The organism is Streptomyces sp. NPDC031554, from assembly GCF_055580685.1.
This window is the reverse complement of the sequence record NZ_JBVIKX010000022.1, coordinates 41,967-66,180: the sequence shown is the minus strand read 5'-3', so window position 1 is coordinate 66,180 and position 24,214 is coordinate 41,967. Positions and strand designations below refer to the sequence as shown.

The following is a 24,214-nucleotide window of genomic DNA, read 5'->3' as shown; positions in this document are numbered from 1 at the left end:
GCCCCGGCGTGATCACGACGCTCCGCCCGGCCGCCGGGCGGGGGCCGCCCGCGGGGTTCAGCCGGCCGCCAGCGCGGCGTTCCAGACGGGGCTGTCGACGTAGTGGTTGTCGAAGCGCTCCGAGGACGCCTTGATCTCCTCGAAGCCGGCCTCGCCGCGCATCACCCGGCCCAGGAGCCGCAGATAGTCGAAGCGCGCCATTCCCGGGGTGAAGGTGAACAGCACGTCCGCCGTGCATCCCGGGGCGGCGGCGAAGGCGTGCGGGGTGCGCGGCGGTACGAGCAGGAAGTCACCGGCGCCCAGCACGGTGACTTCCTCCCCCAGCAGCACGCGCAGGGATCCGTCGATGACGTAGAACATCTCCGCGGCCCGCGTGTGGAAGTGGGCCGGCGCTCCCACCGCTCCCTGCGCGAAGGTCGAGCGGTAGCTGGTCAGCAGCCCGCCCGTGGCCCCGGAGTCCGCCAGCAGCGTCATCGTGCTGCTCGGGTCGCTCGTCGTCTCCGCCTCGGCGGCCCGGGTCACGGTCGGCGCGAAGGTGGTACGGATGCTGCTCATCGAGTGCGCTCCCTTGGTAGCCGGCGTCTTCATCGCCCTGGTGATCACCATGGTGGACGACGAGTTGACCGGACACCCGGTGCAATCCGCCCGCGGATTCCCGGGTCAATTCTGCGACGCGCGACCTGCGCCTCCAGCGCCGCAGAAAGCCGCTGAAGTCCGCTGAAGTCCGCGGGCGGCACCGCCCCCGCTCGGCCCGCCCGGTCCCGCGGCACCGCCGGCGACGCGGTCCCGGCCGCTCCCTCGGCCGCCGGCGCCCGGCCCGCAGGGCCCCTGGCACCCGCGGGACCGGCCGACGGACGCTCGGCGCCGCCGGCCCCCTCGGCCGGCCGGCCTGCCGGCGGCGTGGCGAACCCGATGCCCTCGCGGCGCCCTCACCCCGGCGCGCCGGCGCCCCCGGCGCCCCCGGCGCGCCGGTGCCCGGGCGCTTCGACGCGGAGCGCGTCCATGACGAGGTCCAGCAGGAAGGCCGCCCGGGGCTGCCAGTCGCCGTGCGGGTCGAGCGTCCACAGGCCCCCGATGGCGAGGAACAGGTCGTCCACCGTGATCCCGGGGCGGATGGTGCCGGCCTGCTCGGCGGCGCGGAGCAGGCGCTCGGCCGCCTCCGTCACCGGGGCGTGGCCCGGCTTCTGCGTGCCCGGGGCGCCGGTCGCCTGCCGGATCGCGTCGGCCAGCCCCGCCTTGGTCATGGCGAACCGGGCGAGTCCGTCCATCCACTCGCGCAGCGCCCGGTCGGGTTCCCGGCCGCACAACAGCGGGGCCGCGGTGTCGGCGACCTGCTGCATCTCGTGGCGGTAGATCTCCAGGACCAGGGCCTCACGGGTGGGGAAGTGGCGGTAGAAGGTGCCCTGCCCGACGCCCGCCTTCCTGGCGATCGTGCTCAGCGGGGTGTCCGCCGAGCGGGTCAGTTCGGCCAGCGCCACCTCCAGGATGCGCGCGCGGTTGCGCTGCGCGTCCGAACGCAGGGGTGCTTGCTTGTTCTGGCCCACTGGCCCTCCTCGCGGTGGTGGCCGAAACCCGGCCCTTGTTAAGCGGACAAGTGTCCGTTACGTTTTCCGGGTAACGGACAACTGTCCGCTTGTTTCCATCGTATCGGCGTGCCGCCCGCGCGGGACAGCCCCGGGGCGGTTGGACGCGGCCCACCCGCCCCGCATCCCGCACGCCCGTGCACCGGCGCCGCCGCCCGCGGCGCCCGCGCCCCGCCCCGCCCGGTCCGCCTCACCACGTGAGAGAGAAGGCTTCCATGGCCTCATCGACGTCCAGCGACCTCACCCTGACCGTCAACGGCGAGAAGTACACGCTGACCGTCGACCACCGCACCACCCTGCTCGACGCCCTGCGCGAACGGCTCGACCTGACCGGCACCAAGAAGGGCTGCGACCAGGGACAGTGCGGCGCCTGCACCGTCCTGGTCGACGGCCGCCGCGGCGTGGCCTGCCTGCAACTGGCGGTCGCGGCCGAAGGACGCGAGATCACCACCGTCGAGGGCCTGGCCGACGGCGACGAACTGCACCCGGTGCAGCAGGCGTTCCTCGACCTCGACGGCTTCCAGTGCGGCTACTGCACACCCGGTCAGATCTGCTCGGCCGTCGCCGTCCTCGCCGAACACGCCGCGGGCTGGCCGAGCGCCGCCACCCGCGACCTGCGGCCCGAGGCGGGACCACCGCCCCTGACCCCCGAGGAGATCCGCGAGCGGATGAGCGGAAACCTGTGCCGCTGCGGCGCCTACGTGTCCGTCGTCCAGGCCGTGGCCCGCGCCGCCGAGACGAACGGAGCACCGGCATGAGGGAGTTCGACTACCGGCGCGCCCACGACGTCCCCACCGCCGTGGCCCTGCTCGACGGCGACACCGACGCCCGCTTCCTGGCCGGCGGCACCAACCTGGTCGACCTGATGAAGACCGGCGTCGAACGGCCCGCCCGGCTCGTCGACGTACGCGAACTGCCCCTGAACCGCATCGAGTCCACACAGGACGGCGCACTGCGCATCGGCGCGACCGTCACCAACGCCGATCTGGCCGCCCACCCCGAGGTCCGGCGCCGCCACCCGGCCCTGGCCCAGGCGGTCCTGGCCGGCGCCTCCGGACAGCTGCGCAACATGGCCACCGTCGGCGGCAACCTGCTGCAGCGCACCCGCTGCGGTTACTTCACCGACATCGACTCACCCTGCAACAAACGCGATCCGGGCAGCGGCTGCCCCGCCCTCACCGGCGAGCACCACCACCACGCCATCCTCGGCGCCTCCGACCACTGCGTCGCCACCCACCCCTCCGACATGGGCGTGGCCCTGACCGCCTTCGACGCCCGCGTCTCCTACGAGAGCGCCGACGGCCCCGGCGAGCTGCCCCTCACCGACCTCTACCTGCCCGTGGGGCGGACACCGCACCGCGAGACCGCCCTCCCGCCCGGCGCCCTGATCACCGCCGTCACCCTGCCGCCCAGCACCACGGCCGCCCACTCCCGCTACCGCAAGGTGCGCGAACGCGCCTCCTACGCCTTCGCCATCGGCTCCGTGGCCGCCGCCCTCGACCTCAGGGACGGCGTCGTGCACGACGTGCGCCTGGCCCTCGGGGCCGTCGCCTCCCACCCCTGGCGGGCCCGCACGGCCGAACGCGTCCTGACCGGCGCCCCGGCCGACGCCGAGACCTTCACGGCCGCCGCGGACGCCGAACTGGCCGCCGCACGGCCCCTGCCCCGCAACGGATACAAGGTGACCCTGATGCGCAACCTCGTCGTCGCCGTCCTCGGCGAACTCGCCCAGGAGGCCGCCCGATGACCACCACCACGACCGGCCGCCCCGCCGCCGGGCGCGCGACCGGCACCGCCCACACCCGGGTGGAAGGCCGCGACAAGGTCACCGGCGCGGCCCGTTACGCCGGCGAGATCCCCTTCGCCCACCTCGCCCACGGCTGGCTGGTGACCTCCACCGTCGCCCGCGGCCGCATCCGCGCCCTGGACACCGACACCGTCCTGGCGATGCCCGGCGTCCTCACCGTGCTCCACCACCACAACGCCCCGCGCGTCGACACCGACTTCGTCGGCATGATGGGCACCCGGCCGGACCCCGGCACCGGCCTCTTCCAGCACGACCGGGTGCCCCACCGGGGCTGGCCCGTCGCCCTGGTCGTCGCCGAGACACCCGAACAGGCCCGCGAGGCCGCCGAGACCCTCACCGTGACGTACGACCAGGAGCCGCACGACGTCGCCTTCTCCGCCCGGCGCGAGACCGAGGCCCACCCGGTCGACACACACGTCCCGGCCGTGGCGCACAAAGGCGACCTGCACCAGGAACTCGCCGCGTCCGCCGTCGTGGTGGACGCCCTCTACACCACCCCCGAGGAACACCACAACCCGATGGAGCCGCACGCGGCGACCGCCCGCTGGGACGGCGGCCGGCTGGAGGTCGTCGACTCCGACCAGGGCACCACCTGGGTCGTGACAGAACTCGCCCGCCTCTTCCGCCTCGACCCGGCCTCCGTGCGCGTACGCTCCGAGCACGTCGGCGGCGGCTTCGGCAGCAAAGGCGTACGCGCCCACCAGGTGGCCGCCGTGATGGCCGCGACCGTGCTGCAGCGGCCCGTCCGGGTCGTCATGACCCGCCGCCAGATGTTCACCCTCGCCGGCTACCGCAGCCCCACCGCACAACGCGTACGCCTCGGCGCCGACCCGGACGGACGACTGCGCGCCCTGCACCACCGCTCCCTGAGCCAGACCTCCACCGTGCACGATTTCCTCGAACCCGGCGCCGCGGCCGGCCGGTCGATGTACGCCGCCGACGCCCACCACACGGAAAACCGCCTGGTACGGCTCGACGTCCCCACCCCCACCTGGATGCGCGCCCCCGGCGAGGCCCCGGGCTCGTTCGCGCTGGAGTCGGCCCTCGACGAACTCGCCGAGAAGTGCGGCGTCGACCCGATCGAACTGCGCCTGCGCAACGAACCCGAGGTGGGACCGGTCTCCGGACTCCCCTTCGCCGGACGCAACCTGGCCGCCTGCTTCCGCGAAGGAGCCCGCAGGTTCGACTGGGCGCGACGGGACCCGCGCCCCGGCGTGCGCCGCCAGGGCCGCTGGCTGCTCGGCACCGGCACCGCGGCCGCCTCCTTCCCCGTGATGGCCATGCCTTCCACCGCGTCCGTGACCGCCGAGGCGGACGACACCTTCACCGTCAGGATCAACGCCGCCGACATCGGCACCGGCGCCCGCACCGCGCTCACCCTGGTCGCCGCCGACGCCCTGCAGGTCCCCACCGACCGCGTACGGGTACGCATCGGCGACAGCGACCTGGGCCCCGCGATGATCGCCGGCGGCTCCGCGGGCACCCGCTCCTGGAGCTGGGCCGTCACGGCCGCCGCCGAACAACTGCGCCACACCCTCGCCCCCGGCGGACACATCCCCCCGCACGGCATCACCGTGCGCTCGGACACCACCGACGCCGTCGGCGCGCTCGCACAGAAGGAACGGCACTCCTTCGGCGCCCAGTTCGCCGAGGCCGCCGTCGACCCGGCCACCGGCGAGGTCCGGGTACGCCGCATGCTGGGCGTCTTCGCGGCCGGCCGCATCATCAACCCCCTCACCGCCCGCAGCCAGCTCGTCGGCGGAATGATCTGGGGCCTGTCCATGGCCCTGCACGAAGAAGCCGTCCGGGACCCGGCGAGCGGCGCCGTCCACGCCGCCGACCTGGCCGGCTACCACATCGCCGCACACGCCGACGTCCCCCACGTCGAGGCCGACTGGGTCGACGACCCCGACCCCGACGACCCCACCAACATCAAGGGCATCGGCGAGGTCGGCGTCGTGGGCGCCGCCGCCGCGATCGCCAACGCCGTCTGGCACGCCACCGGCGTACGCCACCGCGACCTGCCCATCCGCCCCGACCGCGTCCTGTCGGCGGGCCGCGATGCTTGACCTGGCCGCCACCCTGCACACCTGGACCCGGGAAGGCCGCGCCTTCGCCGTCGCCACGGTCGTCGCCGTCACCGGCAGCGCCCCGCGCCCGCCCGGCGCGGCCCTGGCCGTCGACGCCGACGGCACCGCCATCGGCTCGGTCTCCGGAGGCTGCGTCGAGAGCGCCGTGTACGACCTGTGCCGCCAGGCCCTGCGCGACGGCGAGCCGCTGACCGAACGCTTCGGCTACAGCGACGACGACGCCTTCGCGGTCGGCCTGACCTGCGGCGGAACGATCGACGTACTGGTCGTCCCCTTCCCCGCCCCACGCACGGCGCACGACGTCACGCCGGCCGGCGAGCCGCTCGCCCTGGCCCGGGTGGCACGGGGCCCCGCCGGCCTGCTGGGCCGGGCCCTCCTCGTCCGCCCCGACGGCTCCTGCACGGGCGGCCTCGGCGCCGGCCCGCAACCGCACCGCCCGCGCCCACGCCCGCGCCCTGCTGGACACCGGCCGGACCGCCACGGTGGAACTCTCCCAGGACGGCACCCACTGCCCCGGCGGCATCACCCTGCTCGTGGAGTCGGCCGTGCCACCACCGCGCATGATCGTCTTCGGCGCGATCGACTTCGCCGCCGCCCTCGTACGGGCGGGACGCTTCCTCGGCTACCACGTCACGCTCTGCGACGCCCGCCCCGTCTTCGCCACCCCGGCCCGTTTCCCCGACGCCCACGACATCGTCGTCGACTGGCCCGACCGCTACCTGCGAAACACCCCCACCGACGCACGCACGGTGCTGTGCGTCCTGACCCACGACGCCAAGTTCGACGTCCCCCTGCTGCGCGAGGCATTGCGCCGGCCGGCCGCCTACATCGGCGCGATGGGCTCACGCCGCACCCACCAGGACCGCGAACGGCGCCTGCGGGAGGCGGGCCTCGGCGAACACGAACTGGCCCGGCTGAGATCCCCGATCGGCCTGGACCTGGGAGCCCGCACCCCCGAGGAGACCGCCGTGTCCATCACGGCGGAGATCATCGCCCAGCGCCACGGCGCGACGGGCACCCCCCTCACCGGCTCCACCACCCCCATCCACCACCCGCACACGGAACCCCAGCCGGCCTGAGCGACACCACCGGCCGCACCCGCCCCCGGCGAGCAGCCGCCGCGCCGCGGGCACCGCCGCCCCACCCGCCCCCGCGACGGCTCGTCACCGGATCCCTCCGCGGACGCCCTGCCCTCAGGAAGAGCCCTGCCCTCGGGAAGAAGGGGGAGCCGACGGCCGGGAACGGAGGCAGCGGCATGAGCAGGGCGCGCGGCCGCCGGTGCCCGCCCAGGCCGACACCAGCGCACCGAGCAGACCCCGCCCGGCACCGCCGGGTCCGCCCGGCGTCCGCGTCACGTCCGCAGCCGGGTGAAGGACCCCGGCGGCCGGCCCCCGCGCCCGGACAGCTGGCTCCTCAGGGGGCCCAGGGCCCCAGCATGTCCTTCATCGTGTCCGTCATCGCCATCTGCAGCAGCGGGCCGTAGGTGATCCGGCCGACGCCCAGGCGGCGGAAGCGTTCACGGTCGTGCCTGACGGGATGGGCCGTGGAGTTCACGGGAACGGCGACGGCGCCGGTCACCGCCGCGAGCAGGTCGTCGTCGTCCTGGATGCCCACCGGGTACACGCTGTCGGCGCCGGCCCGCTCCAGGGCCCGCAGCCGCTCGATCGCCTCGTCGAGGACACCGGAGGCGTCCTTCGCGTGCAGGAAGAGGTCGGTGCGCCCGTTCACCCAGACCGGGACCCCCGCGTCGTCGGCCGCCGCGCGCAGACCGGCGACGTAATCCGCGTGCTCCTGCGTGCCGCGCACACGGCCGCCGTCGGAGTGGACGGTGTCCTCGATGTTGAGACCGGCGCCGCCGACCTCGATGAGCCCGGCGACGAGATCCGCGGGCTCCTGCCCGTAGCCGGCCTCCAGGTCCACGGACACGGGGACGTCGACCGCCGCGATGATCGGCCTGACGGCGGTGAGCACCTCCTCGAAGGTCTGCCCCTCGTGGTCGTCGGCTCCCCGGGAGTCGGCGAGCGGATGACTGCCGATCGTCAGCGCGGGGAACCCGGCGGCGGCTGCCGTGCGCGCCGACCACACGTCCCAGACGGTCGGCAGCACGAGCGGCTTGTGCTCGGCGTGCAACTGCTGGAGGCGTCGAGCGCGTTCAACGGTGATGCGAGAGTCCATGGCCAGGACGCTACACCCGGACCCCCGCGGACACCGGGCGGCGGGGCGCCGCCCGGTGACGGGAAGACGCACCCTCCGGTTCCCCTTCTCGCAGGCCGCCCCGGCGCGGACGGCGAGGGCGCTCACCGCACGGGGCGTCCGGGCCGAGGCCGGGCCCGAGCCGTACGCGACCGTACCGGCCGTGGTCCCGTCCCGGCCAGGTGCGGGCAGGGCCGCGGCGGTCTTTCCCCGATCGGCGTGGACAGTCGGCGTCGTGCGTACGGAGCTTGGAGGACCGCACCCGTGCAGGGCCCGCAGCCCGGTCCGGCGGCACCCTGCGCAAGGTCCCCGCCCCGGCCACCGGAAGTCCCCGGCCGGGTTCTCGCACCTGCACCGGAGGGGCCTCGCGCCCGTCCCGGCCACCGGGAGGGCACTTCGGCGGAAACAGGCGTAACACCCTGCGGAAAGTGAGAAATCCGGGAAATCCCTCCTCCGGGCCGAACGTATCGCTACGGTCGAACGCCGTGGGTGAACTCGACTTGACGGAACGCGACGAACTGTCGGCCGCACTGGAAAAGCTTCTGCATCACATCGATGCGGGCGACGACCCCGTACTCGCTTTGAGTCCCGCCGCCCTCCACCTGCTCAGGCGGCTCACCGTGCTCGAGCGCGAAGCCGATGAGGAGATCCGGTTCGCACTGGGCCGGCTTCACTGGCACCGCCACCGTGCCCTGCCTCCCGGCGAGGACCGGACGGACCTCGAAGAAGCCTTCGTGAGGTTCGTGCCGTGTTTCATCGCCGGCCTCGAACCTCTGCCGGAGCCGCTACGACCCCACCTCGCGAAGGCGGCGGTCCCCCATGCGCGGGCGCTGTCCCAGCAGGTGCGGGAGACGCCGGAGCGAGGACCGCTGATCGCGGCCGCGGACCTGTGGGACCGCATCGCGTCCGCCACCGAGGACGGCTTCGAACGCTCCGCCCACTGGGGGCACTTCGCCTGGACGCTCCACGAGCGGTTTCGGACCACGGGAGATCCGAGGGACCTGGACGGGGGCATCGAGTATTTCCAGAAGGCATGGGACGCAGAACCAGCGGGCGATCCGCGTCGCTCGACCGACGGGTGCGGTCCGGCCTTCATGGTCGCCTTGAACCTGCGTTTCGCCACCCGCGCCACAGCCCCCGACCTGGAACGCGCCATCGCCGTCGGAGAGGACCTGCTCACCGGACCGGCCGCCGTCACGCCCGGTCACCCGGAACTCCTGACCACGCTCAGTCTGCTCCACCAGCTGCGGTTCGATCTGCACGGGACCCCGACCGACCTGGACCTTTCCGTAAAGCTGTGCGAACGGGCCGTACGGACGCCGGCCGGCGATCCGATCCTTCACACCGCCGGCCTGCTGGCCCTGGCGGAAGCGCTGCAGACCCGATTCGGGCATCTGGGGGCGGTGACGGACCTCGACCGCGCCATCCACGTGGGAGAACAAGCAGTCGCGAGCGTGCCCGCCGGTCACGCCCAGCACGCCCTGTGCACGGCCGGCCTCGGCCTGGCCCGACTCCTGCGGTTCGAACACCTCGGGTCACCGACCGACCTCGACCAGAGCATCGCTCTCCTCCACGGCGCGTTGACCGGCACGCCGTCCGGGCACTCCTCCCGCCCGGTGCTCCAGGGCAACCTCGGCCTCGCCCTGCAGCTGCGGTTCGAAGCCGTGGGCGCGGCCACCGACCTCGACGCGAGTATCGAGCTGCTCGAGGAAGCCGTCACAGCGCCCGGGACCGCGGAACACACCGACCGCCCGAAACATCTGACCAACCTCGGCCTCGCCCTGCAGCTGCGGTTCGAACGCCTCGAGGATCCGGCTGACCTGGACCGCGCCGTCGAGGCGGGAGAGCGCGCGGTGGAGGCGATGCCCGTGGGCCGGCCTGACCGCCCGGCGTGTCTGCTCGCCCTCGCAGGCGCTTTGAGCGCGCGGTACACGCACACGAGTACGGCATCCGATCTGGACCGGAGCATCACCCGACTGCGCGAAGCAGTCGAAGCGCTCCCCGCCGATGCCGCGGGGCGGCCCAAAATCCTGGACAACCTCGCCGTGGCGCTGCGCGCGAGGTTCCGACGCGACGGCAGGCCGGCCGACCTGGACCGGGCCGTCACCCTGGGGCAGGAAGCCCTGCCGACCGCGCGGACCGATGATCCAAGCCGTCACCGACACCTGCGCAACCTCGGCGCCTCCTTCCACTCGCGGTTCGAGAGCAGGGGCGCCCGAGCGGACCTGGAGGCTGCGGCCGCGTGTTTCACCGAGGCGTCCGAGGTGACGGTGGCGACACCTTCCGATCGCATCGGTGCGGCGAGGGTCGCCGCGAAGCTGTGGGCACAGGCGGGCTCCGTCAGGTCGGCGGCGGACGTGGCGGAGTCGGCGGTCCTGCTCCTGCCGCACGTCGCGCCGCGCCGCCTGGAGCGTCACGACCAACAGCGCATGATCGGCAAGTTCGCGGGGCTGGCCGGCGAAGCCGCCGCACTGGCGCTCGCCGTACCGGACGCCAGCGCGCCCGACCGGGCGGAACGCGCCCTGCGACTACTGGAGTCGGGGCGTGCCGTCCTGCACGGTCAAGCCCTGGAGAGCCGCGGCGATCTCACCGATCTCCGAGCCCGTCACCCCGCGCTGGCACTCCGCTTCACCGACCTCCGCCGACGGCTCGACCGCCCCTGGGCCTCCTCCGGCCCGACCGACCACATCGACGGCCCTGTCACGGCGGTACCGGAGTCGGACCACCTGCATGAGCACCGGCGCCTGCTGTCCGAACAGTTCGCCGCGCTTCTCGCGCAGATCCGCGCTCTCGACGGTTTCGCCACCTTCGCCCTGCCCCCCGATCCGGCCGAGTTGCTCGCCGAGGCCGCCGACGGCCCCCTCGTCGTCCTCAACGTCGCCGAGACACGCGGCGACGCCCTGATCGTGCGCCCCGACGGCGTCGTCGCGGTCCGTCTGCCCGGCCTCACCACACAGAGCGTCGCCGAGCAGGTCGCCGCCTTCCACCAGGCACTGGACCGCTGCGGGCGCAAGGAGGAGGTGCTGCCGGCACAACGCGACCTCGAACGCGTCCTCCAGTGGTTGTGGGACACGGCCGCGGGGCCGGTCCTCGATGCCCTGAAGGCACCCGCTTCGGACCGGGAGGGTCCCGCCCTCAGGGTCTGGTGGGTGCCTTGTGGCCTGCTCGCCCTGCTGCCCGTGCACGCGGCGGGCCACCACTTCGCCCCGTCCGGCACACGTGGTCGCCGTACGGTGCTCGACCGCGTGGTCTCCTCCTACACCCCCACCATCCGCGCTCTGCGCCACGCCAGGCAACGTGCCGGTGCGGCCGGCGCGCCCTCGGGCTCCGCCACGGCCTCCGCTCTGGTGGTGGCGATGCCGACCACGCCCGGTCTGCCCGCGCACAAGAACCTCGACGGAGTGTGGGAGGAGGTGGCCGCGATCCGCTCGGCCTGGCCTGACGCCGAGGTCCTCGTCGAAGCGGCGGCGGACGTGACGGGGTCCGGCACACCACCGACTCGGGACACGCTCCTGGCACGGCTGCCCCACCACCCGGTCGTCCACTTCGCCTGTCACGGCGCCAGTGATCCCCTCGACCCGTCGCAGAGCGGCCTGCTCCTCCACGACCACGACCAGGGCAGGCTCACCGTGGCCGCCCTGGGCTCGGTCGACCTCGACAAGGCCCGACTGGCCTACCTGTCCGCCTGTCACACGGCGATCACCGGGGCCACCGAGCTGACGGACGAGTCCATCCACCTCGTGTCGGCCATGCAGCTGGCCGGCTTCCCCGAGGTGATCGGTACCTTGTGGCAGGTCGACGACACTGTCGCGGCGGCGATGGCGGCCGAATTCTACAAAAAGCGGACCGAAGGCCCCGCCGCCGCGGTCCTGCACCGCGCGACCCGACGCATCCGTGCCCGCTACCCCCGGTTCCCCTACCTGTGGGCAGCGTATGTGCACAGCGGGAGCTGAGAGCCGTCCGCACCGTACCGAGCGCAAACCTCGTGGCCCCTCAACCCCCGTGCGCGGGCCCACCGGGCCCCGTGCCCGGGCCCCGGTGCCCGCCCGGCTACCTCCAGTCGCCCACGGCGATGAAAGCGCCCCAGTGGAAGAAGTGCCGGCGGTCGGGTGACCGGCCCGCCACCGCCCGCGCCGCGCGGTGCAGCGCGTCGGCGCTGCCGTACCCGGCGGCGAGCCCGCGGTGGAAGACGGAGAACAGGGCGGCGGCGGAGCCGTCGGCCACCCGCCACAGACCGGCGATCACCGTCCGGCTCCCGCCCAGCAGCAGGGCCCGGGTCAGGCCGACCGGTTCGTCGCCCGCCCGGTACTCGTTCACGCCGGTCTCGCAGCCGCTGAGCACCACCAGGCCCGCGGCCACACGCCTGCCGATCAGGTCGGAGGCGCGCAGGGTCCCGTCGGCGAGTTCCATGCCGTGCTCGAAGCCGTCACCGGTGGACAGGCGCCCGTGCCCGGCGACATGGACCACGGAACGAGAGCCCAGCGCGTCGAGGACGCGATCGCCGGTGACCTCCGCTCCCGTCCTCGCTTCGACCGACAACAGGCCGGCGACGGCCCGCGCCTCGCCGAGAGCCATCGGCCGGTCCCCCAGGGAGTCGCCGAAGACGGCCGCGCCACCGGTGCGTGCGGCGGGGCCGCGAGCACCGCGCTTGAGCAGTTCCAGCAGGGCGGCCCCGCTCGGGCTGTAGACCACGGGGTTACGGAGCAGCAGCGGTTCACCGGCGACCGCAAGGGTGTGCAGGGGGAGGTCGTGCAGGGCCCCGTGCGGCACGAGGCAGACGAGATCCCCCGGTGCCGTCCACGCGGACAGCGGTGCGACGAGCGGCGCGAAGGAGTCCCAGACGCGGGTGCCGGCGCCGTCGGGATCCTGCGCCGGCGCCCGCACGCCACCGGGCCGGTGGACGTACTGGCCGGCGAACCGGCAGAGCGCCCCGTGATCGAGCGGCACGGCCGTCACCTTGGGCTCGTCCCAGTCCTCGCGCAGCCCGAACACCAGCGTCTCGGCGGGCGTGCACCGGTACTCGGCCACCACGAGCCGGCGTCCCCCCGTGTGCCGCCGCTCCTCCCGCAGCGCCGCCCGCAGCGCCGCGTACTTCGGCGGCTCGGCCAGCCTGACCCGTGCGTAGGCATCCAGGGGGCCGCCCCGCAAAGACGCGAGCAGCTGATCGATCTCCTTGCGCAGAGCCATTTCCCCGCGGGCCGTGGCCGCTGGCCGCTGTTGCAGTTCCCGCTCGCGGACGAGTTCCGGTGTCCGCTGCCCGGCTGTCCGCGTCAGGGCGGCGAGGCCGTCCAGCAGGGTGCGGGCCTTGGCCCTCTCCAGCCAGCGCAGCGCCTCGGACGAATCGGCCCTGCGGTGCCAGTGCAGTTCGAAGCCGAGCCGGTACACCTCGCTCTTGCCGCCGCCGGAGGCCATGCGCGTGACCTGGGTGCGCAGTGCGGGGGTCTCCGCCGTGGCGGACGCGGCCCTGAGCCGGTCGATCTCCCGCGCCGCCGCGAGGAGAAAGGCGGCGGCGCGTCCCCACAGACGGTCGCGTTCCTCGGGCGAGGACGCATGACGGTCCCCGCACTCCAGGGCACAGACGCCACGGTGGAACAGCAGGCGCCAGATCTCTCCGCGGACGCCCGCCGCCGCGTACCTGGTCTGCGCCTCGGCCAGCCGCCGGTCCGCCTCCTGGTAGAGGTGCCCGCCGCCGGTGCGGGCGACCTCCATCAGCACCAGCGCCTGGTAGCTCAGGGTGTAAGCGAGCTGGAACCCCAGTCCCAGGCCGCGGGCCAGCTCCTCGGACCGGGTGAGCCAGTGTCCGCACCGTTCCCGGTCGCCGTCGAAGAAGGCGGCCTGCCCCCGCTGCTGGAAAACCGAGATCAGATGCTCACGCGCTTCGAGGGTGCGCAGGGGCAGCAGCAGTTCCACGGCACGGTCGAACTGGCCGTCGGACTCGGCAGGGGACAGGGCGGGAGCGCCCCCCTGCCTGCGGGCGAGCACGGACACCCAGGCGCGCATGGCGAGGCATCTGGCCTCGTCGGCGGGTTCCCCCAGAAGACGCGCTGCATCGGCCCCGCGCACCAGCTCCGCGTCGGCCGCGCTGCTGTCGGTACGGGCGAGCAGGTTGGCGAGGGAGAGCGACACCTGCGGCGACAGCGTGCTGGGGGAGGGGTGTCCGCGCAGCTCGCGTGCGACCTCGCGCAGGAGGGCGATGGCCTCCTCGGTGAGTTCCATGGTGGCCAGCACCGAGGCGCGTACCACGGCCTGGCCGGGGAACATGCGGTCGGTCACCAGGTCCGTGCCGGCGGTGAGGGCCTCGGCCCGGCCCTGCCCACCGCCGCGGAAGGCACGGTCCACGTCACCGATCGCGAGGGCCTCGTCCGCCAGCGGATGCCCGATGCGCTCGGTGAGCGCGGCGCATTCGTTGCGGGCCCGCTCCCTGGCGGAGGCGTCGCCCCGGCGCAGGTGCCAGACCTCCAGTGCCTGCCACACCGCCAACTCCTGTCCGGCGGCCAGGCCCTGGCGGAAGTGCCCGGCGGCCTCCCCGGCGAGCGGTACGCCCTCGGGCACGCCGTACTCCAGGCACAGCCGGGCCACCGCCCACAGGGCCCGGCCTTCGGCGAGGCGTCCGCCGGCCTCCGCGAGGCCGGCGGCCGCCCTCTCGAGGGCCTCGGTGAACGGCAGCGCGTCGGCCTCCCGCTCGCCGAAGTCCCGGGCGAACCACATCTCCAGCTCCAGTTCGGCCGATGAGAAGGCCGTCTCGGCGCGGGAGAGGGCGTCGCCTCGCCGTCCGGCTTCCCCCGCCGCGGCGGCAAGCAGCCGGCGGGCGTGCGGCACGTCGCTGCCGGGGCCGCGGGCGACGAAGGAAGCCGCGCGCCGCAGGACGCGGTCCGCCTCCGACGGCAGGCCGGCGCGGCGAAAGCCGGCGGCCGCCGCTTCCCACACTCCGGCCACCGGCCCGCCGAAGTCGGTGGGCCGGCCACGCAGGACGCAGGCCAGAGCCAGGGCCTGTGCCCGCAGGTGGGTCGCGGTCACGCCCGTGGGGGAGTGCTCGCCGGCCTCGGCCGTACGGTGCTCGCAGTGCCGCAGGAACGCGTCGAGCACCGGCGGGGTCGGCACGGCGTCCGTCGCGTGCAGGGCGGCGAACCGGCACCACAGGTCGGCGACCCCGGCTTCCGGGAACCGCCGCCGGCCCGTTTCCGCCAGGGCGAGGGCATCGCGTACGAGCCCTTGTTCGAGGCGGCAGCGCAGGAGCAGGGTCCAGGTCTCCTCGTCCGCGGTGTCCGGATCCACCGCCTCCAGCACGTCGGCGTACCGCTGCCGCTCCAGCAGCCGACGGATCCGCTCCGCGCCGGAAGCCACCCCGTGTGCCATCCTCCACCCCCGGTGGGAAGCCAAGCACACGGGCGGCGAGGGCAGACCGGGTTCACGGGTTTTCCGGACCCGCGCCGGGTGCCCGGCGCGGGTCCGGTGAGGGCCCGGACCGCCGCCACCAGATCCTCACGCCGCCCCGTGCGCCCCCTCCGCACGGACCGCCTCCGGGCCTTCCGTCTCCACCGGCGCCGGGTGAGCCCCTGCGCCGTGATCCGCCCTGTGCCGTGGTCTGCCCTGAAGGCGGCGATCCCGCGGGACCTGTGACACCGGTTCCCGCAGCTGCGAGGCTGGCGGGATGCAGACCCCTTCCTCCGTCGAGCAGTTCGCCCTCCTGGTGCTTCTGGTCCTCCCGGGGGTCACGTACCAGTACCTGCGCGAGCGGTGGCGAGGCCCGGTGCCCGGTGAACGCCAGCTCGGTGAGCGGATCTTGAGAGCCGTCACGGCGAGCGTGGCCCTGGACGCCGTGTACGCGGTGGTCATCGGCCCGCACCTCGTCGCCACGTTCCGCCCCGAGAAGGACGGCGGCTCGCCCTTCACGGCGTTCGCCGAGCAGCTGCGGACGGCCGGGCTGTGGGCGCTGCTGCTGTTCCTCGTCGTGCCCGCCGCCGGCGCCGCGGCCGTCTCCTGGTGGCAACGGCGCCGCACGACGGCCGCCTTCCGCCCGGCCCCCACCGCCTGGGACCACGTCTTCGGCCATTCGGGCAACGGCAGGCCCTGCTTCGTCCGCGCCCGGCTCAAGGACGGCACGTGGGTGGGCGGCTGGTACGACAGCCGTTCGTACGCGTCCGGCTACCCCAACGCCTCGGACCTGTTCCTCCAGTGGTCCTACGAGATGGGCGGCGACGGCAGCTTCGGACCCCCGGTCACGGGAACCTCCGGCGTGTACCTGCGCGTTGAGAACATCGACGTACTGGAGCTGGTCGACGCGCCGTAGCCGTCCGGCCGCCCGTCCGCCGCCCCGTCGAGGAGGAGACCCGCCCATGTCCGATGGACGCACGCCGGACGAGGAGCTGACCGCGCAGGAGCGCGCCTGGCTCGAGGCTCCGGGAGACGACCGTGGCTTCCAGCCGACCGGCCCCGCGGCCGGGACGGCCACCACCCCGCCGACGCCACCCAGCGGCAGGGCGGGCGCCTCGCCCAAGCCGGAGGCGGAAGCCGAGCCGACGCCGGGAACGCCCCCGGCGAACGGCTCCGACACCCCGGCCACTCCGGCCGGGGGCCAGGACTGAACCCTCGCCCACCCCGCCCCGTACCCGTGCGCCCGCGCCCCTTCTCCTTCCGGAGCCGGGCCGCGCGAGGCGGAGGGCTGTTCGTTCTCAGCTCCAGCACCGCGACGGTTCGTGCCGCGAAGGTCGGCCGGGTCCGTTGTCGGCGCCGTCATGAGCGGGGACCCCGCACCGCTGCCGGCCCTCCACGCTCCGAGGCCGTCCATGGCCCCGCGCCTCGTGGTGCTTCCGTTCCTCACGGCGCTCCCGGACCGTACGGGCCACGGACGCGGGGCCGGCACCCCCGACCGTCCGCTGCGTCCTTCCCGCTCGCCGTGCCCGCCTTCGTGCGGGGCGCTCAGGCGGTGAACTCCGCCGTCGCGGGACCCGGGGTGCTGCTCACCGCAGGCACGGGTGCCACGGCCGGCGCGGAGGCCGCCGGACGTTCCTTCTGACGGCCCGCCACCGCGCGGCCCGTGCCTCCGCGGCGAGCGCCGCCGTCATCTGCCTCTCCCCGTTCTCTCGGCGCCCGCCCAGGGTGCCGCCCGTCCCGGGCGACGAGCCAGGACCGGGGAGGGCTTGCTCCTGACCGCGCGCGGTCGATGGCCGGGCAGTCCGCCGGGAACGGGTGCGGTGTGCCTGCGCGGGTGGGTTCAGGGCTTCAGGTGGTCGGGGCACTCCAGACGCAGTTCGCTGTCGCCGAAGGCGTTGTCGACGAAGGCGCAGTGGTGGGGTTTGTCGCTGCCGGGGTGTGCCCGGGGGCGGAAGTAGGAGCATGTCAGGCACATGCGGGTGACGGGGACGGCCTGTTGGTCCTGCAGTGATCTGATCATGTTGCTGATGCCGCGGAGCATGGCTGCGAGGTCTTCCGCTTCCAGGGACGCCATGGCCTCGGCGAACTCCGCCGGCAACCGGGCGAGGCGCTCGGCCTCGGCTTCACCGGCCTGCGTGAGGCTCAGCGAGACGGCGCGCGCGTCGGAGACGTCACGTCGCCGTTCGACGAGCGCCTTCGTGGTGAGGGTCTTCACCGCGTCGCTGACCGTCGGCGGGGTCGAGGCGAGGGAAGCGGCCAGGTCGCCGATCCGGTGAGGCCGAGGAGCCCCGGCCAGCAGCACGATGATGTCGGCCTGCAGCGGAGAGAGCCGGTGGGGCCCCGCGTTGCGGTAGCTGCTGATGCGGAGCGCCTGTCCGAGGCGCGTGATGCCCACCATCAGCTGTTCCTGGGGCGGTGCGCCCGGGACGTCTTCCATAGCACTCTCCGGCAAGGGGTTCGTGCTTGCCATACTAGGCACTGCCAACTATGTTGGCAGTGCCAATAAATGTTGGTGCAAGGACCCTGCCAGGTAAGGACCACCCATGACCCGCCTTTCCGTCGTGGACCCGGCGACCGCCGAGCCCACCGCCAAGTCGCTGCTGAACAAGGTCGAACGCGCTCTCGGCGTGACGCCGAACATGATGCGCGCCATGGCCGTCTCGCCCGCCGTCCTCGACGCCTACCTCTCCCAGAGCGGTGCCCTCTCCAAGGGGGCCCTGCCCGGCGCGGTCCGTGAGCAGATCGCCCTCGTCGCCGCGGTGGAGAACTCCTGCGAGTACTGCTACGCCGCCCACCACGTTCTCGGCGAGCGCGCCGGTGTGAACGGTGACGACCTCAAGACCGCGGGCCAGGGCCAGGCCGCCGACCCCAGGACGCAGGCGGCCCTGAAGTTCGCCAGGACCGTCCTGCAGACCCGCGGGTTCGTCTCCGACCAGGACCTCGAAGAGGTTCGCGCCGCCGGTCACGACGACGGCGAGATCGGCGAGATCGTCGCCAACGTCGCCCTGAACGTCTTCACGAACTACTTCAACTCCGTCGCCCGCACGGACATCGACTTCCCCGTCGTCGCCCTGCCCGGCAAGTAGCCCCGCGGCCCGAAGACCCCCCGGGGCGTGCATCTGTCCCGCACTCCCCGGGGGCCACCGGTACCGCCTGCCTGCCTTCACCTCTGGCCGGACAACGCGAGGGCCGGACACTGTCGTTCATCCCGGTGGTCTCCACTTTCCACCGCCGATGGACGCGACCGTCGCCGAGCCGGCCACCGAGACGTTCCTCCCGGCCGACCCGGCGACGGTCAAGTACCGGCACGAAAGGGTGGGTTGATGTACGTCAGTGCTGCCGGGTCTTCAGCGCTGTCGAGTCTTCAGCGCCAGGTGCTGGAGAGCCGCGAAGCCGGCCACCGTCAGCGCCTGCAGCACCGTCCACACGGCACCCGCCGCGGTCGGTGACAGCCAGAAGACGAGAGCAACGCAACTGACAGCCGCCCAGGCGAGGTTGGCCTCGATCACCCCGCGCACGGGCAGGGTGGCCGGGCGGGCACGGGAGGCGAGCAGGCCGACGCCGGCCGCGTACGCCGCGAGGAACGCGCCGAGGGCGAGCAGCAGGCCCGGGTCGACGCCGAGGAGACGGCCGAGCGGGCCGGAGGCGGTGAGGTAGGCCAGGCCGTTGACGCCGGTGACCACGGCGTCCAAGGCCAGGAAACGGCGCAGCGCGGTGTGCGGCTCGGCGGTGCGGGCAAGGGCGGTGAGTGCGGTGGGCTGGGTGGCGGACATGAGGAATCACCCTCCGTCGAAGTAGGAACGCGGCCTGGACGACGGCTGCGGACCGGAGTGCGCCGGCCCGGAACCCGTCGCCCCCACGATCTCGTCCGTGGGAGGCCGGGTCGATTACTCCTGGGGTAATGCACGGCGTCCGCGCTCCCCGGCGGCGATTGCGGGGCCTGCCCGGCGGATCCCGCCGGGCAGGCCCCGGTGCCGGTGGCTGGCCGGGGGGCGGAACAGGGTGGGCTTTCCGGCGGGCCGGCCCTTGCCGCCCTGCGGAGCGGCTGCATCCGTGCCAGGATGCGCGTTCTCCACCGCTGCGGCCAGCAGCCCGACGGTGGAGTTCAGCTGCGGATGGCGGCCTTGTCATGCCGGGAGGTGGATCAGGTCCGGGAGAGTCGGCAACAGCGGGTGAGCGCGGGACAGGTCGAGTTGGCAGGCCTCGCAGAACACTACGGTGACCGGGCCGTCCTCTCCGCTCCGGTCGACGCTGTCGGAGGCCTAGGCGCGTGCCCACCGCACGTCGGAAAGGCCGCCGGGACAGATGCCGCGTCCGGCCGTGTCCCAGATGCACTGCGGTCCGGTCACCCTGACGAGTGGTCGAAGGGCGTCGCTCCGGGGCGTGTGCCCGTTTGCGCGGGTGCGGGAGAGATCCCCCTGTGGAGTGGTGCCGGCTCGGAAGAGGTGTGACGCAGGCCACGGGAACCCCGGCGGGACTGCGGAGAGTACATGGTGTGAGAGACACAGATCGAGATGATGAGCTACGTGCGCGCACAAGAGCCGGGGACCGCGACGCGTTCGGCACGTTGTACGACGCACACGCGCGTGCGGTGTACAACCATGGGCTGCGGCTGACCGGGGACTGGTCGCTGGCGGAGGACATCATGTCCGAGACGTTCCTCGCCGCGTGGCGGACCCGAGCTTCCCTGAACCCCGAGGGCGGGTCGCTCAGACCGTGGCTCCTGGGGATCGCCACTCACAAGGCGCACAATGCCGCACGCCGCCTGCGCCGACAGCGCCTGTTCCTCTCACGCCAACCGGCTCCACCCGCGGTGACGGACTTCGCCGAGGAGAGCGCGGGCCGCATCGACGACGCCCGCAGGCTGGCCGTGGTCCGCAGCGCCCTGAGCGGACTGCGCAGTCAGGACCGTGAAGTTCTCGTCCTGTGCGTGTGGTCCGGCCTCACCTACCAGGAATGCGCCGAGGCACTGGACATTCCCCTGGGCACCGTGCGCTCCCGGCTCGCGCGCGCCCGCCGACGGCTCGATCGGCTCAGTGCGAAAAACCTGGAACCGCACGGCCCCCGCGGAGAGGTAAAGAAGCAGGCCGCATTCGCGGCCGCGTGCTCACAGGAGGAAAACCGATGACTGCCTCAAACCGCCATGACGGTTCCGGCGACGACGCCGCACACCTGCGCGGGCTGTTGCCGGACGCACCCGAATGGGACCTCCCACCCACCCGCCACCTCCACCACCGGAACGTGCTGCTGCGCGAGATCGACCAGGAGCAGACGGCCGCCCCCACCCCGGCGACGCCCGCGCTTCGGCGGCGGTGGCTGCGCCCGGTCTTCCTCCTGCCCGCCACGGCCATGGCCCTCGCCGGCGCTCTGATCCTCACGCTTCCCGGCACGGAGCAGGAACCTGGCGCCAAGGCGGAGGCGACCGACGCGAAGCGCGCCGCAGCGAACGGCGTGGTGCTCACGCTCGACCGCATCGCCGCCGCGTCCATGGAAGCCGACGTCGAACCGGTCCGCGACGACCAGTTCGTCTACGTCCGAAGCCTGGTCCGCAGCAACGAAGGCACCTTCGACGGCCCGGTGAAGCTCGGCGCTCCACACCGCCGCGAAATCTGGGTGTCGCAGGACTCCGCACCGATCACTCGCACCGGGGCGATCCGTGAGTCCGGAAAGGGCGTTCCCCTGTCCGGGCAGCGGATTCCCCTCGAGACGGCCGCCCCTGACGGCAGTGCCGAGCGGGGAGTCCCAGCCGGAATCGACCGGCCCACCTACCAGTGGCTGGCCAAGCTGCCCACCGACACCGACGCTCTGCGCAGACTGCTCTACGCCCAGACCCGCCCCCTCGAGAACGAATCGAAGGAACAGGCCGTCTTCAGGAAGATCGGCGATCTCCTGAACGAAACAGTCATGCCGCCGGCCAATGCCGCGGCCCTGTACAAGACCGTCGCCACGATCCCCGGCGTGAGCGTGACTCCCGACGCCACCGACGCCGCCGGCCGCCACGGGATCGGAATCACCCGAGAGGAGACCGGCACCGCAACTCGAGACGAGTGGATCTTCGACCGGCACAGTTTCACACTCCTCGGCTCGCGCTCCTACCTCACGCACACAGCCGGGACCAAGCCCTCCACCCTCTACAACAGCACCGCCATCATGGAAACCGGCGTCGTGGACCGGGACGACCGCGAACCCACGGACAAGCAGAAGACGGCCTGAACAACGGGACAGTGCACACCCTCGCCCCGACAGTGAGCGCTTTCAGCGTTGCCTCTCCAGGGTGAGAACGGCGGCGGCGATGGCGGTCATGCGGTGGGGACCGCAGCGGGCTCGGCGGAAGATGCACCAGGACTTCCGTCGCGCGACGCTTCGTTCGACGGGTGCCCGTGCCGCGGACAGGGCCCGGTTGGTCGTCCGCCGGGGCGGGTCGAGGTCCTGGTGCGGGAGCCGTCTGATCGGTGTGGTCACCCAGGGGCCGGCGCCGATGCGGGCGCGGCCGGCGAGGACGGACACGCCCTGGCGTTCGCGAATCCGGATGATGCGGTGGGCGCGGGCCGCGCCAGGATCATCGCGGCGACCGGTCTGCTGACGGCCCCGAAGCCTGCCGCAGCGCTCAGGCACAGCAAAAGGCCGTGCTGCGAAACTCCACCGAGAGGAGAAAACTGGGCCTGATTGGGGAAAACACCCGTCGGCCTTCGTGGCCCGCGACTCGGTCATGGGATGCCCGGCGACCCAGGTACACGCATCGAGTCCGTCCCGCACCGTCGGACCGGCCGGCGCGGCGCCCTCCCTGGAAGCGAGGCGGCACATGAACTTCGAGCTGACCTACGACATGCTCGGAAACCGTCTGCGCGCCATCGGCGATGTGCCGATCACCTACAGCCGTCTGGGCACCCAACCCCGCACCCTCGGCCCATGGACACTCGAATACGACCTGCTCGGCACACGGCTGCGCGCCGTGGGCTCCACCGAGATCACCTACAGCCGATGGAGCAACGTGCCGCGCACTGTCGGCCCATGGGACTGCACCTACAGGAAGTTCGGCACCCACCTGCTGAGCATGGGCCCCCATGAAATCGGATACGACATGCTCGGCAACCGCGTGCGCACCATCGGCCCCCTCGAGATCTTCTACGACCGACTCGGTAACCGCCCTCGCCGAGTGCAGCTACCGGGCGAAGGGGAGCCGCTGCCTCACGACCTCCTCCTCGCGCTCTTCCTCGTCCTGTACTGGAAAGAGGAGGAAGAAGAGGCGACTGCCCGACGCAGGCGAGGGTGAAGCGCCGTCGGTTTGCGCCGCGCGGTGCTGCTCAGTTCCTCGGCCATCCCTGAAGGCGGCCCGGCGGCCCGGCGGTGCGGGCGGTGCACCGGGCCCTGCCCGATCTGTTCGACCAGGGGGAGGTTCTGCGTCCCTCGTGGTTCATGCGGCACCAGGACCTCAACCCGACCCGGCGGACGGTCGACCGGGCCCGGTCAGTGGTCCGGGCACCGGTCGAACGAGGCACCGCGAGACTGAAGTCCTGGCGCGTCTTCCGCAGAGCACACTGCAGCCCCACCGTATGACGGTCATTGCCGCTGCCGTCCTCACCCCGGACCCTGGAGCGCCAACGCTGAAAACGCTCAATGGACGACGGGGCGGGACACCGACCGGGAGCGCGACGACAGCCCCGTGAGCATGTCCGTTCGTGGAGGCCGTCGAACGAGGTGGGGGAGACCCGACCGAAGCGATGGGGCCGTACGGCCGGGCGCGCGGTGGTCAGCCGTTGAGCGGGAGGTCGTAGCGGGCCCACGCAGACCAGTTGCCGTCGTGGTCACGGTTGCGGCCCCAGTACTCTGCGGCCTGGTCGTAGTAGAACACCCTGAAGGTCCAGGGGTCGCTGGTTTCGTAGTCGTAGGCGCGCGCCGTGCTCCACGCCTTTCCGCCCATGGACATCCATCCCGACCAGTCCCCGTCCGAGTCGGTCCAGCGGGTCCACACCGCACGGTCGGTACCGACGACGAATTCCTGCTTCGTACCGTCGGGCAGTTTGTAGCTGCTCACGCCGTATTCACAGATGTAGACGCCGCCCCCGCGCGAGCAGTTGCTCGCCTCGGCCGGCGTGGCCACCACCGAGACACTCGCGACCGCGGCGGCCGCGATCACGGCTGCCTTGAACTTACCGACCAGCATGACTCTCTCCTTCGGACGTGCGACCGGCCCGTTCGGGCAGGCACGCGGTGTGGACAGCAGACTCCCCGTCTCATGGCCGGCCTCGTCTGGACATGACGCCGGCCAGAGAGGCAGGACCTAGGCGCGCGGCGTCCGCCGGCCCATGCCCCACTCACCGAGCGGCGCGGCGAGGTCGGAATCGGACAGCTGGTGGCCGAGGACCACGGTCGCGTGCGGGGCGGGGGCGGAACCGGGCCGTCCGTGGTCCGCCTCGGACGCCTGGCCGGTGACCGCGGCCACGGCCGCGATGACGACGCCACCGGCCATGGCCATGGCACCGGCAAACGAAGTGATCTTCTGCTTCATGTCCGCTCCTGCCTTTCGCTCTGCTCGACATTTCCCGCTTTTCGTTCCCGGACCACCGGGAGGGGCCGGGCGGGGACGCTGTGCGTCGGCGGTGGGGTCGTCCGCCGGTGCGGGGCAGCGCCCCTGCGGCAGGCCCAGTCGATCACGGTGGACGGGTACGGTCCCAGGCAGTTCCACCTGCAGAAATACGGTCGGCGTTCTTCTGCCGGGCCTCGGACCCGCCGCACCGGCGCAGTTGCCGTCGTACCGTCGTGGCCGCGCTGCGATGCCGGGTCGTCCATCAGGGGCGACCGCGGGCGTTGAGCATGTCCGGGGCACCGTCACGTTGATCGACCCGGTGGATGATCTTCCCATCGGGCCGAGAACAGTCATCGGTCGACGAGACAGCGCGAACGCGCGATGAAGATCTTCCGCAGCGTGGGCGGGGCGCAGCGCTGCCTGTCCGCGCTCAGCGGCATCTCGGCCCGCCCCCGGCCTCGCCGTCACCCGGCGACAGCCTGCGACCACCGAGCCGGGAGGACCGTCCGCTTCGCCGTCCGGGAGCAGACACCTGCGCTGCCGGCTCGCCCACCACGGCCCGAAGTCCCCCCGGCCCAGGGCCCGTCATGCCCCAACGCGCCGTCAGGCACTCACGCACCCGACAACGTGACAGCGCCGG

19 protein-coding genes and 5 pseudogenes are annotated in these 24,214 nt (G+C 73.1%); 15 read left to right on the top strand and 9 right to left on the bottom strand.

Annotation, left to right across the window (positions count from 1 at the left end):
* Window positions 1-57: 57 nt before the first annotated feature.
* Entirely contained in the window at window positions 58-555 is a 498-nt protein-coding gene (locus ACZ5FU_RS34510) for a cupin domain-containing protein (protein WP_451528139.1), read from the bottom strand.
* Between ACZ5FU_RS34510 and ACZ5FU_RS34505 the strand changes: the two genes are divergently transcribed.
* Window positions 545-721, top strand: coding sequence for a hypothetical protein (locus tag ACZ5FU_RS34505; protein WP_469047886.1), 177 nt, complete (start codon window positions 545-547; stop codon window positions 719-721). The genes ACZ5FU_RS34510 and ACZ5FU_RS34505 overlap by 11 nt on opposite strands.
* Before the next feature lie 208 nt (window positions 722-929).
* Here ACZ5FU_RS34505 and ACZ5FU_RS34500 read toward each other — a convergent pair whose 3' ends face one another.
* Window positions 930-1,544 carry a TetR/AcrR family transcriptional regulator gene (locus tag ACZ5FU_RS34500; protein WP_469047884.1) on the bottom strand — a complete coding sequence of 205 codons (615 nt, stop codon included), beginning with the start codon at window positions 1,542-1,544 and terminating at the stop codon, window positions 930-932.
* Window positions 1,545-1,798: 254 nt separating this feature from the next.
* Here ACZ5FU_RS34500 and ACZ5FU_RS34495 point away from each other — a divergent pair, with 254 nt between their 5' ends.
* From ACZ5FU_RS34495 to ACZ5FU_RS34480, 4 genes and pseudogenes are all read left to right on the top strand, one after another.
* Window positions 1,799-2,341, top strand: a complete 543-nt coding sequence (locus ACZ5FU_RS34495) for a (2Fe-2S)-binding protein (protein ID WP_451528141.1) — start codon at window positions 1,799-1,801, stop codon at window positions 2,339-2,341.
* Entirely contained in the window at window positions 2,338-3,330 is a 993-nt protein-coding gene (locus ACZ5FU_RS34490) for an FAD binding domain-containing protein (RefSeq protein WP_451780331.1), read from the top strand. Before ACZ5FU_RS34495 ends, ACZ5FU_RS34490 begins: the two co-directional genes overlap by 4 nt.
* Window positions 3,327-5,459, top strand: a complete 2,133-nt coding sequence (locus ACZ5FU_RS34485) for a xanthine dehydrogenase family protein molybdopterin-binding subunit (RefSeq protein ID WP_468646887.1) — start codon at window positions 3,327-3,329, stop codon at window positions 5,457-5,459. The genes ACZ5FU_RS34490 and ACZ5FU_RS34485 overlap by 4 nt, the downstream gene beginning before the upstream one ends.
* A pseudogene (locus ACZ5FU_RS34480) lies at window positions 5,452-6,559 on the top strand (XdhC family protein). The gene ACZ5FU_RS34485 and the pseudogene ACZ5FU_RS34480 overlap by 8 nt, the downstream one beginning before the upstream one ends.
* 334 nt (window positions 6,560-6,893) lie before the next feature.
* Here ACZ5FU_RS34480 and ACZ5FU_RS34475 read toward each other — a convergent pair.
* Window positions 6,894-7,655, bottom strand: a complete 762-nt coding sequence (locus ACZ5FU_RS34475; RefSeq protein ID WP_451528145.1) for an isocitrate lyase/PEP mutase family protein — start codon at window positions 7,653-7,655, stop codon at window positions 6,894-6,896.
* A 503-nt stretch (window positions 7,656-8,158) separates the two neighbouring features.
* On the opposite strand from ACZ5FU_RS34475, the gene ACZ5FU_RS34470 reads away from it, so the two are divergent.
* Window positions 8,159-11,626: a CHAT domain-containing protein gene (locus ACZ5FU_RS34470; RefSeq protein WP_469047882.1), complete on the top strand. Its 3,468-nt coding sequence runs from the start codon at window positions 8,159-8,161 to the stop codon at window positions 11,624-11,626.
* Between the two features lie 97 nt (window positions 11,627-11,723).
* On the opposite strand, the gene ACZ5FU_RS34465 is transcribed toward ACZ5FU_RS34470, so the two are convergent.
* On the bottom strand, window positions 11,724-15,017 hold the full coding sequence (locus tag ACZ5FU_RS34465; protein WP_469047880.1) for a CHAT domain-containing protein: 3,294 nt from the start codon (window positions 15,015-15,017) through the stop codon (window positions 11,724-11,726).
* Between the two features lie 307 nt (window positions 15,018-15,324).
* Between ACZ5FU_RS34465 and ACZ5FU_RS34460 the strand changes: the two genes are divergently transcribed.
* Both ACZ5FU_RS34460 and ACZ5FU_RS34455 read left to right on the top strand, forming a co-directional pair.
* Window positions 15,325-15,963, top strand: a complete 639-nt coding sequence (locus ACZ5FU_RS34460; RefSeq protein ID WP_451780324.1) for a DUF6338 family protein — start codon at window positions 15,325-15,327, stop codon at window positions 15,961-15,963.
* Window positions 15,964-16,009: 46 nt separating this feature from the next.
* Window positions 16,010-16,258, top strand: coding sequence for a hypothetical protein (locus tag ACZ5FU_RS34455; protein ID WP_451528149.1), 249 nt, complete (start codon window positions 16,010-16,012; stop codon window positions 16,256-16,258).
* 629 nt (window positions 16,259-16,887) lie between these two features.
* Here ACZ5FU_RS34455 and ACZ5FU_RS34450 read toward each other — a convergent pair.
* The gene (locus ACZ5FU_RS34450) at window positions 16,888-17,484 is read right to left on the bottom strand and encodes a MarR family winged helix-turn-helix transcriptional regulator (RefSeq protein WP_451528150.1); all 597 of its coding nucleotides are present in this window, start codon (window positions 17,482-17,484) and stop codon (window positions 16,888-16,890) included.
* A 106-nt stretch (window positions 17,485-17,590) separates the two neighbouring features.
* Here ACZ5FU_RS34450 and ACZ5FU_RS34445 point away from each other — a divergent pair, with 106 nt between their 5' ends.
* A complete protein-coding gene (locus ACZ5FU_RS34445; protein ID WP_451528151.1) occupies window positions 17,591-18,133 on the top strand; it encodes a carboxymuconolactone decarboxylase family protein in 543 nt (180 codons plus the stop codon).
* Between the two features lie 261 nt (window positions 18,134-18,394).
* On the opposite strand, the gene ACZ5FU_RS34440 is transcribed toward ACZ5FU_RS34445, so the two are convergent.
* Window positions 18,395-18,820 (bottom strand): hypothetical protein, encoded by a 426-nt coding sequence (locus ACZ5FU_RS34440; RefSeq protein WP_469047878.1) that lies wholly within the window; start codon window positions 18,818-18,820, stop codon window positions 18,395-18,397.
* A 722-nt stretch (window positions 18,821-19,542) separates the two neighbouring features.
* Here ACZ5FU_RS34440 and ACZ5FU_RS34435 point away from each other — a divergent pair.
* Complete coding sequence (locus ACZ5FU_RS34435) at window positions 19,543-20,175, top strand: RNA polymerase sigma factor (protein WP_451528153.1); 633 nt, start codon at window positions 19,543-19,545, stop codon at window positions 20,173-20,175.
* Window positions 20,172-21,260 (top strand): CU044_5270 family protein, encoded by a 1,089-nt coding sequence (locus ACZ5FU_RS34430; protein WP_451528154.1) that lies wholly within the window; start codon window positions 20,172-20,174, stop codon window positions 21,258-21,260. Before ACZ5FU_RS34435 ends, ACZ5FU_RS34430 begins: the two co-directional genes overlap by 4 nt.
* 42 nt (window positions 21,261-21,302) lie before the next feature.
* Here the strand turns inward: ACZ5FU_RS34430 and ACZ5FU_RS34425 are convergent.
* A pseudogene (locus tag ACZ5FU_RS34425) lies at window positions 21,303-21,620 on the bottom strand (transposase family protein); the annotation flags it as partial.
* Between the two features lie 229 nt (window positions 21,621-21,849).
* Between ACZ5FU_RS34425 and ACZ5FU_RS34420 the strand changes: the two are divergent.
* The 3 genes and pseudogenes from ACZ5FU_RS34420 to ACZ5FU_RS34410 all read left to right on the top strand — a co-directional run.
* A complete protein-coding gene (locus ACZ5FU_RS34420; protein ID WP_468646564.1) occupies window positions 21,850-22,320 on the top strand; it encodes a hypothetical protein in 471 nt (156 codons plus the stop codon).
* Between the two features lie 3 nt (window positions 22,321-22,323).
* A pseudogene (locus ACZ5FU_RS34415) lies at window positions 22,324-22,472 on the top strand (ergot alkaloid biosynthesis protein); the annotation flags it as partial.
* A pseudogene (locus ACZ5FU_RS34410) lies at window positions 22,473-22,630 on the top strand (IS5/IS1182 family transposase); the annotation flags it as partial.
* A 167-nt stretch (window positions 22,631-22,797) separates the two neighbouring features.
* Here the strand turns inward: ACZ5FU_RS34410 and ACZ5FU_RS34405 are convergent.
* Window positions 22,798-23,211, bottom strand: coding sequence for a hypothetical protein (locus tag ACZ5FU_RS34405; protein WP_451528156.1), 414 nt, complete (start codon window positions 23,209-23,211; stop codon window positions 22,798-22,800).
* 117 nt (window positions 23,212-23,328) lie between these two features.
* Window positions 23,329-23,556 (bottom strand): hypothetical protein, encoded by a 228-nt coding sequence (locus ACZ5FU_RS34400; RefSeq protein WP_469047877.1) that lies wholly within the window; start codon window positions 23,554-23,556, stop codon window positions 23,329-23,331.
* A 348-nt stretch (window positions 23,557-23,904) separates the two neighbouring features.
* Between ACZ5FU_RS34400 and ACZ5FU_RS34395 the strand changes: the two are divergent.
* Window positions 23,905-24,126: pseudogene (locus ACZ5FU_RS34395) on the top strand (IS6 family transposase); the annotation flags it as partial.
* Window positions 24,127-24,214: the final 88 nt, after the last annotated feature.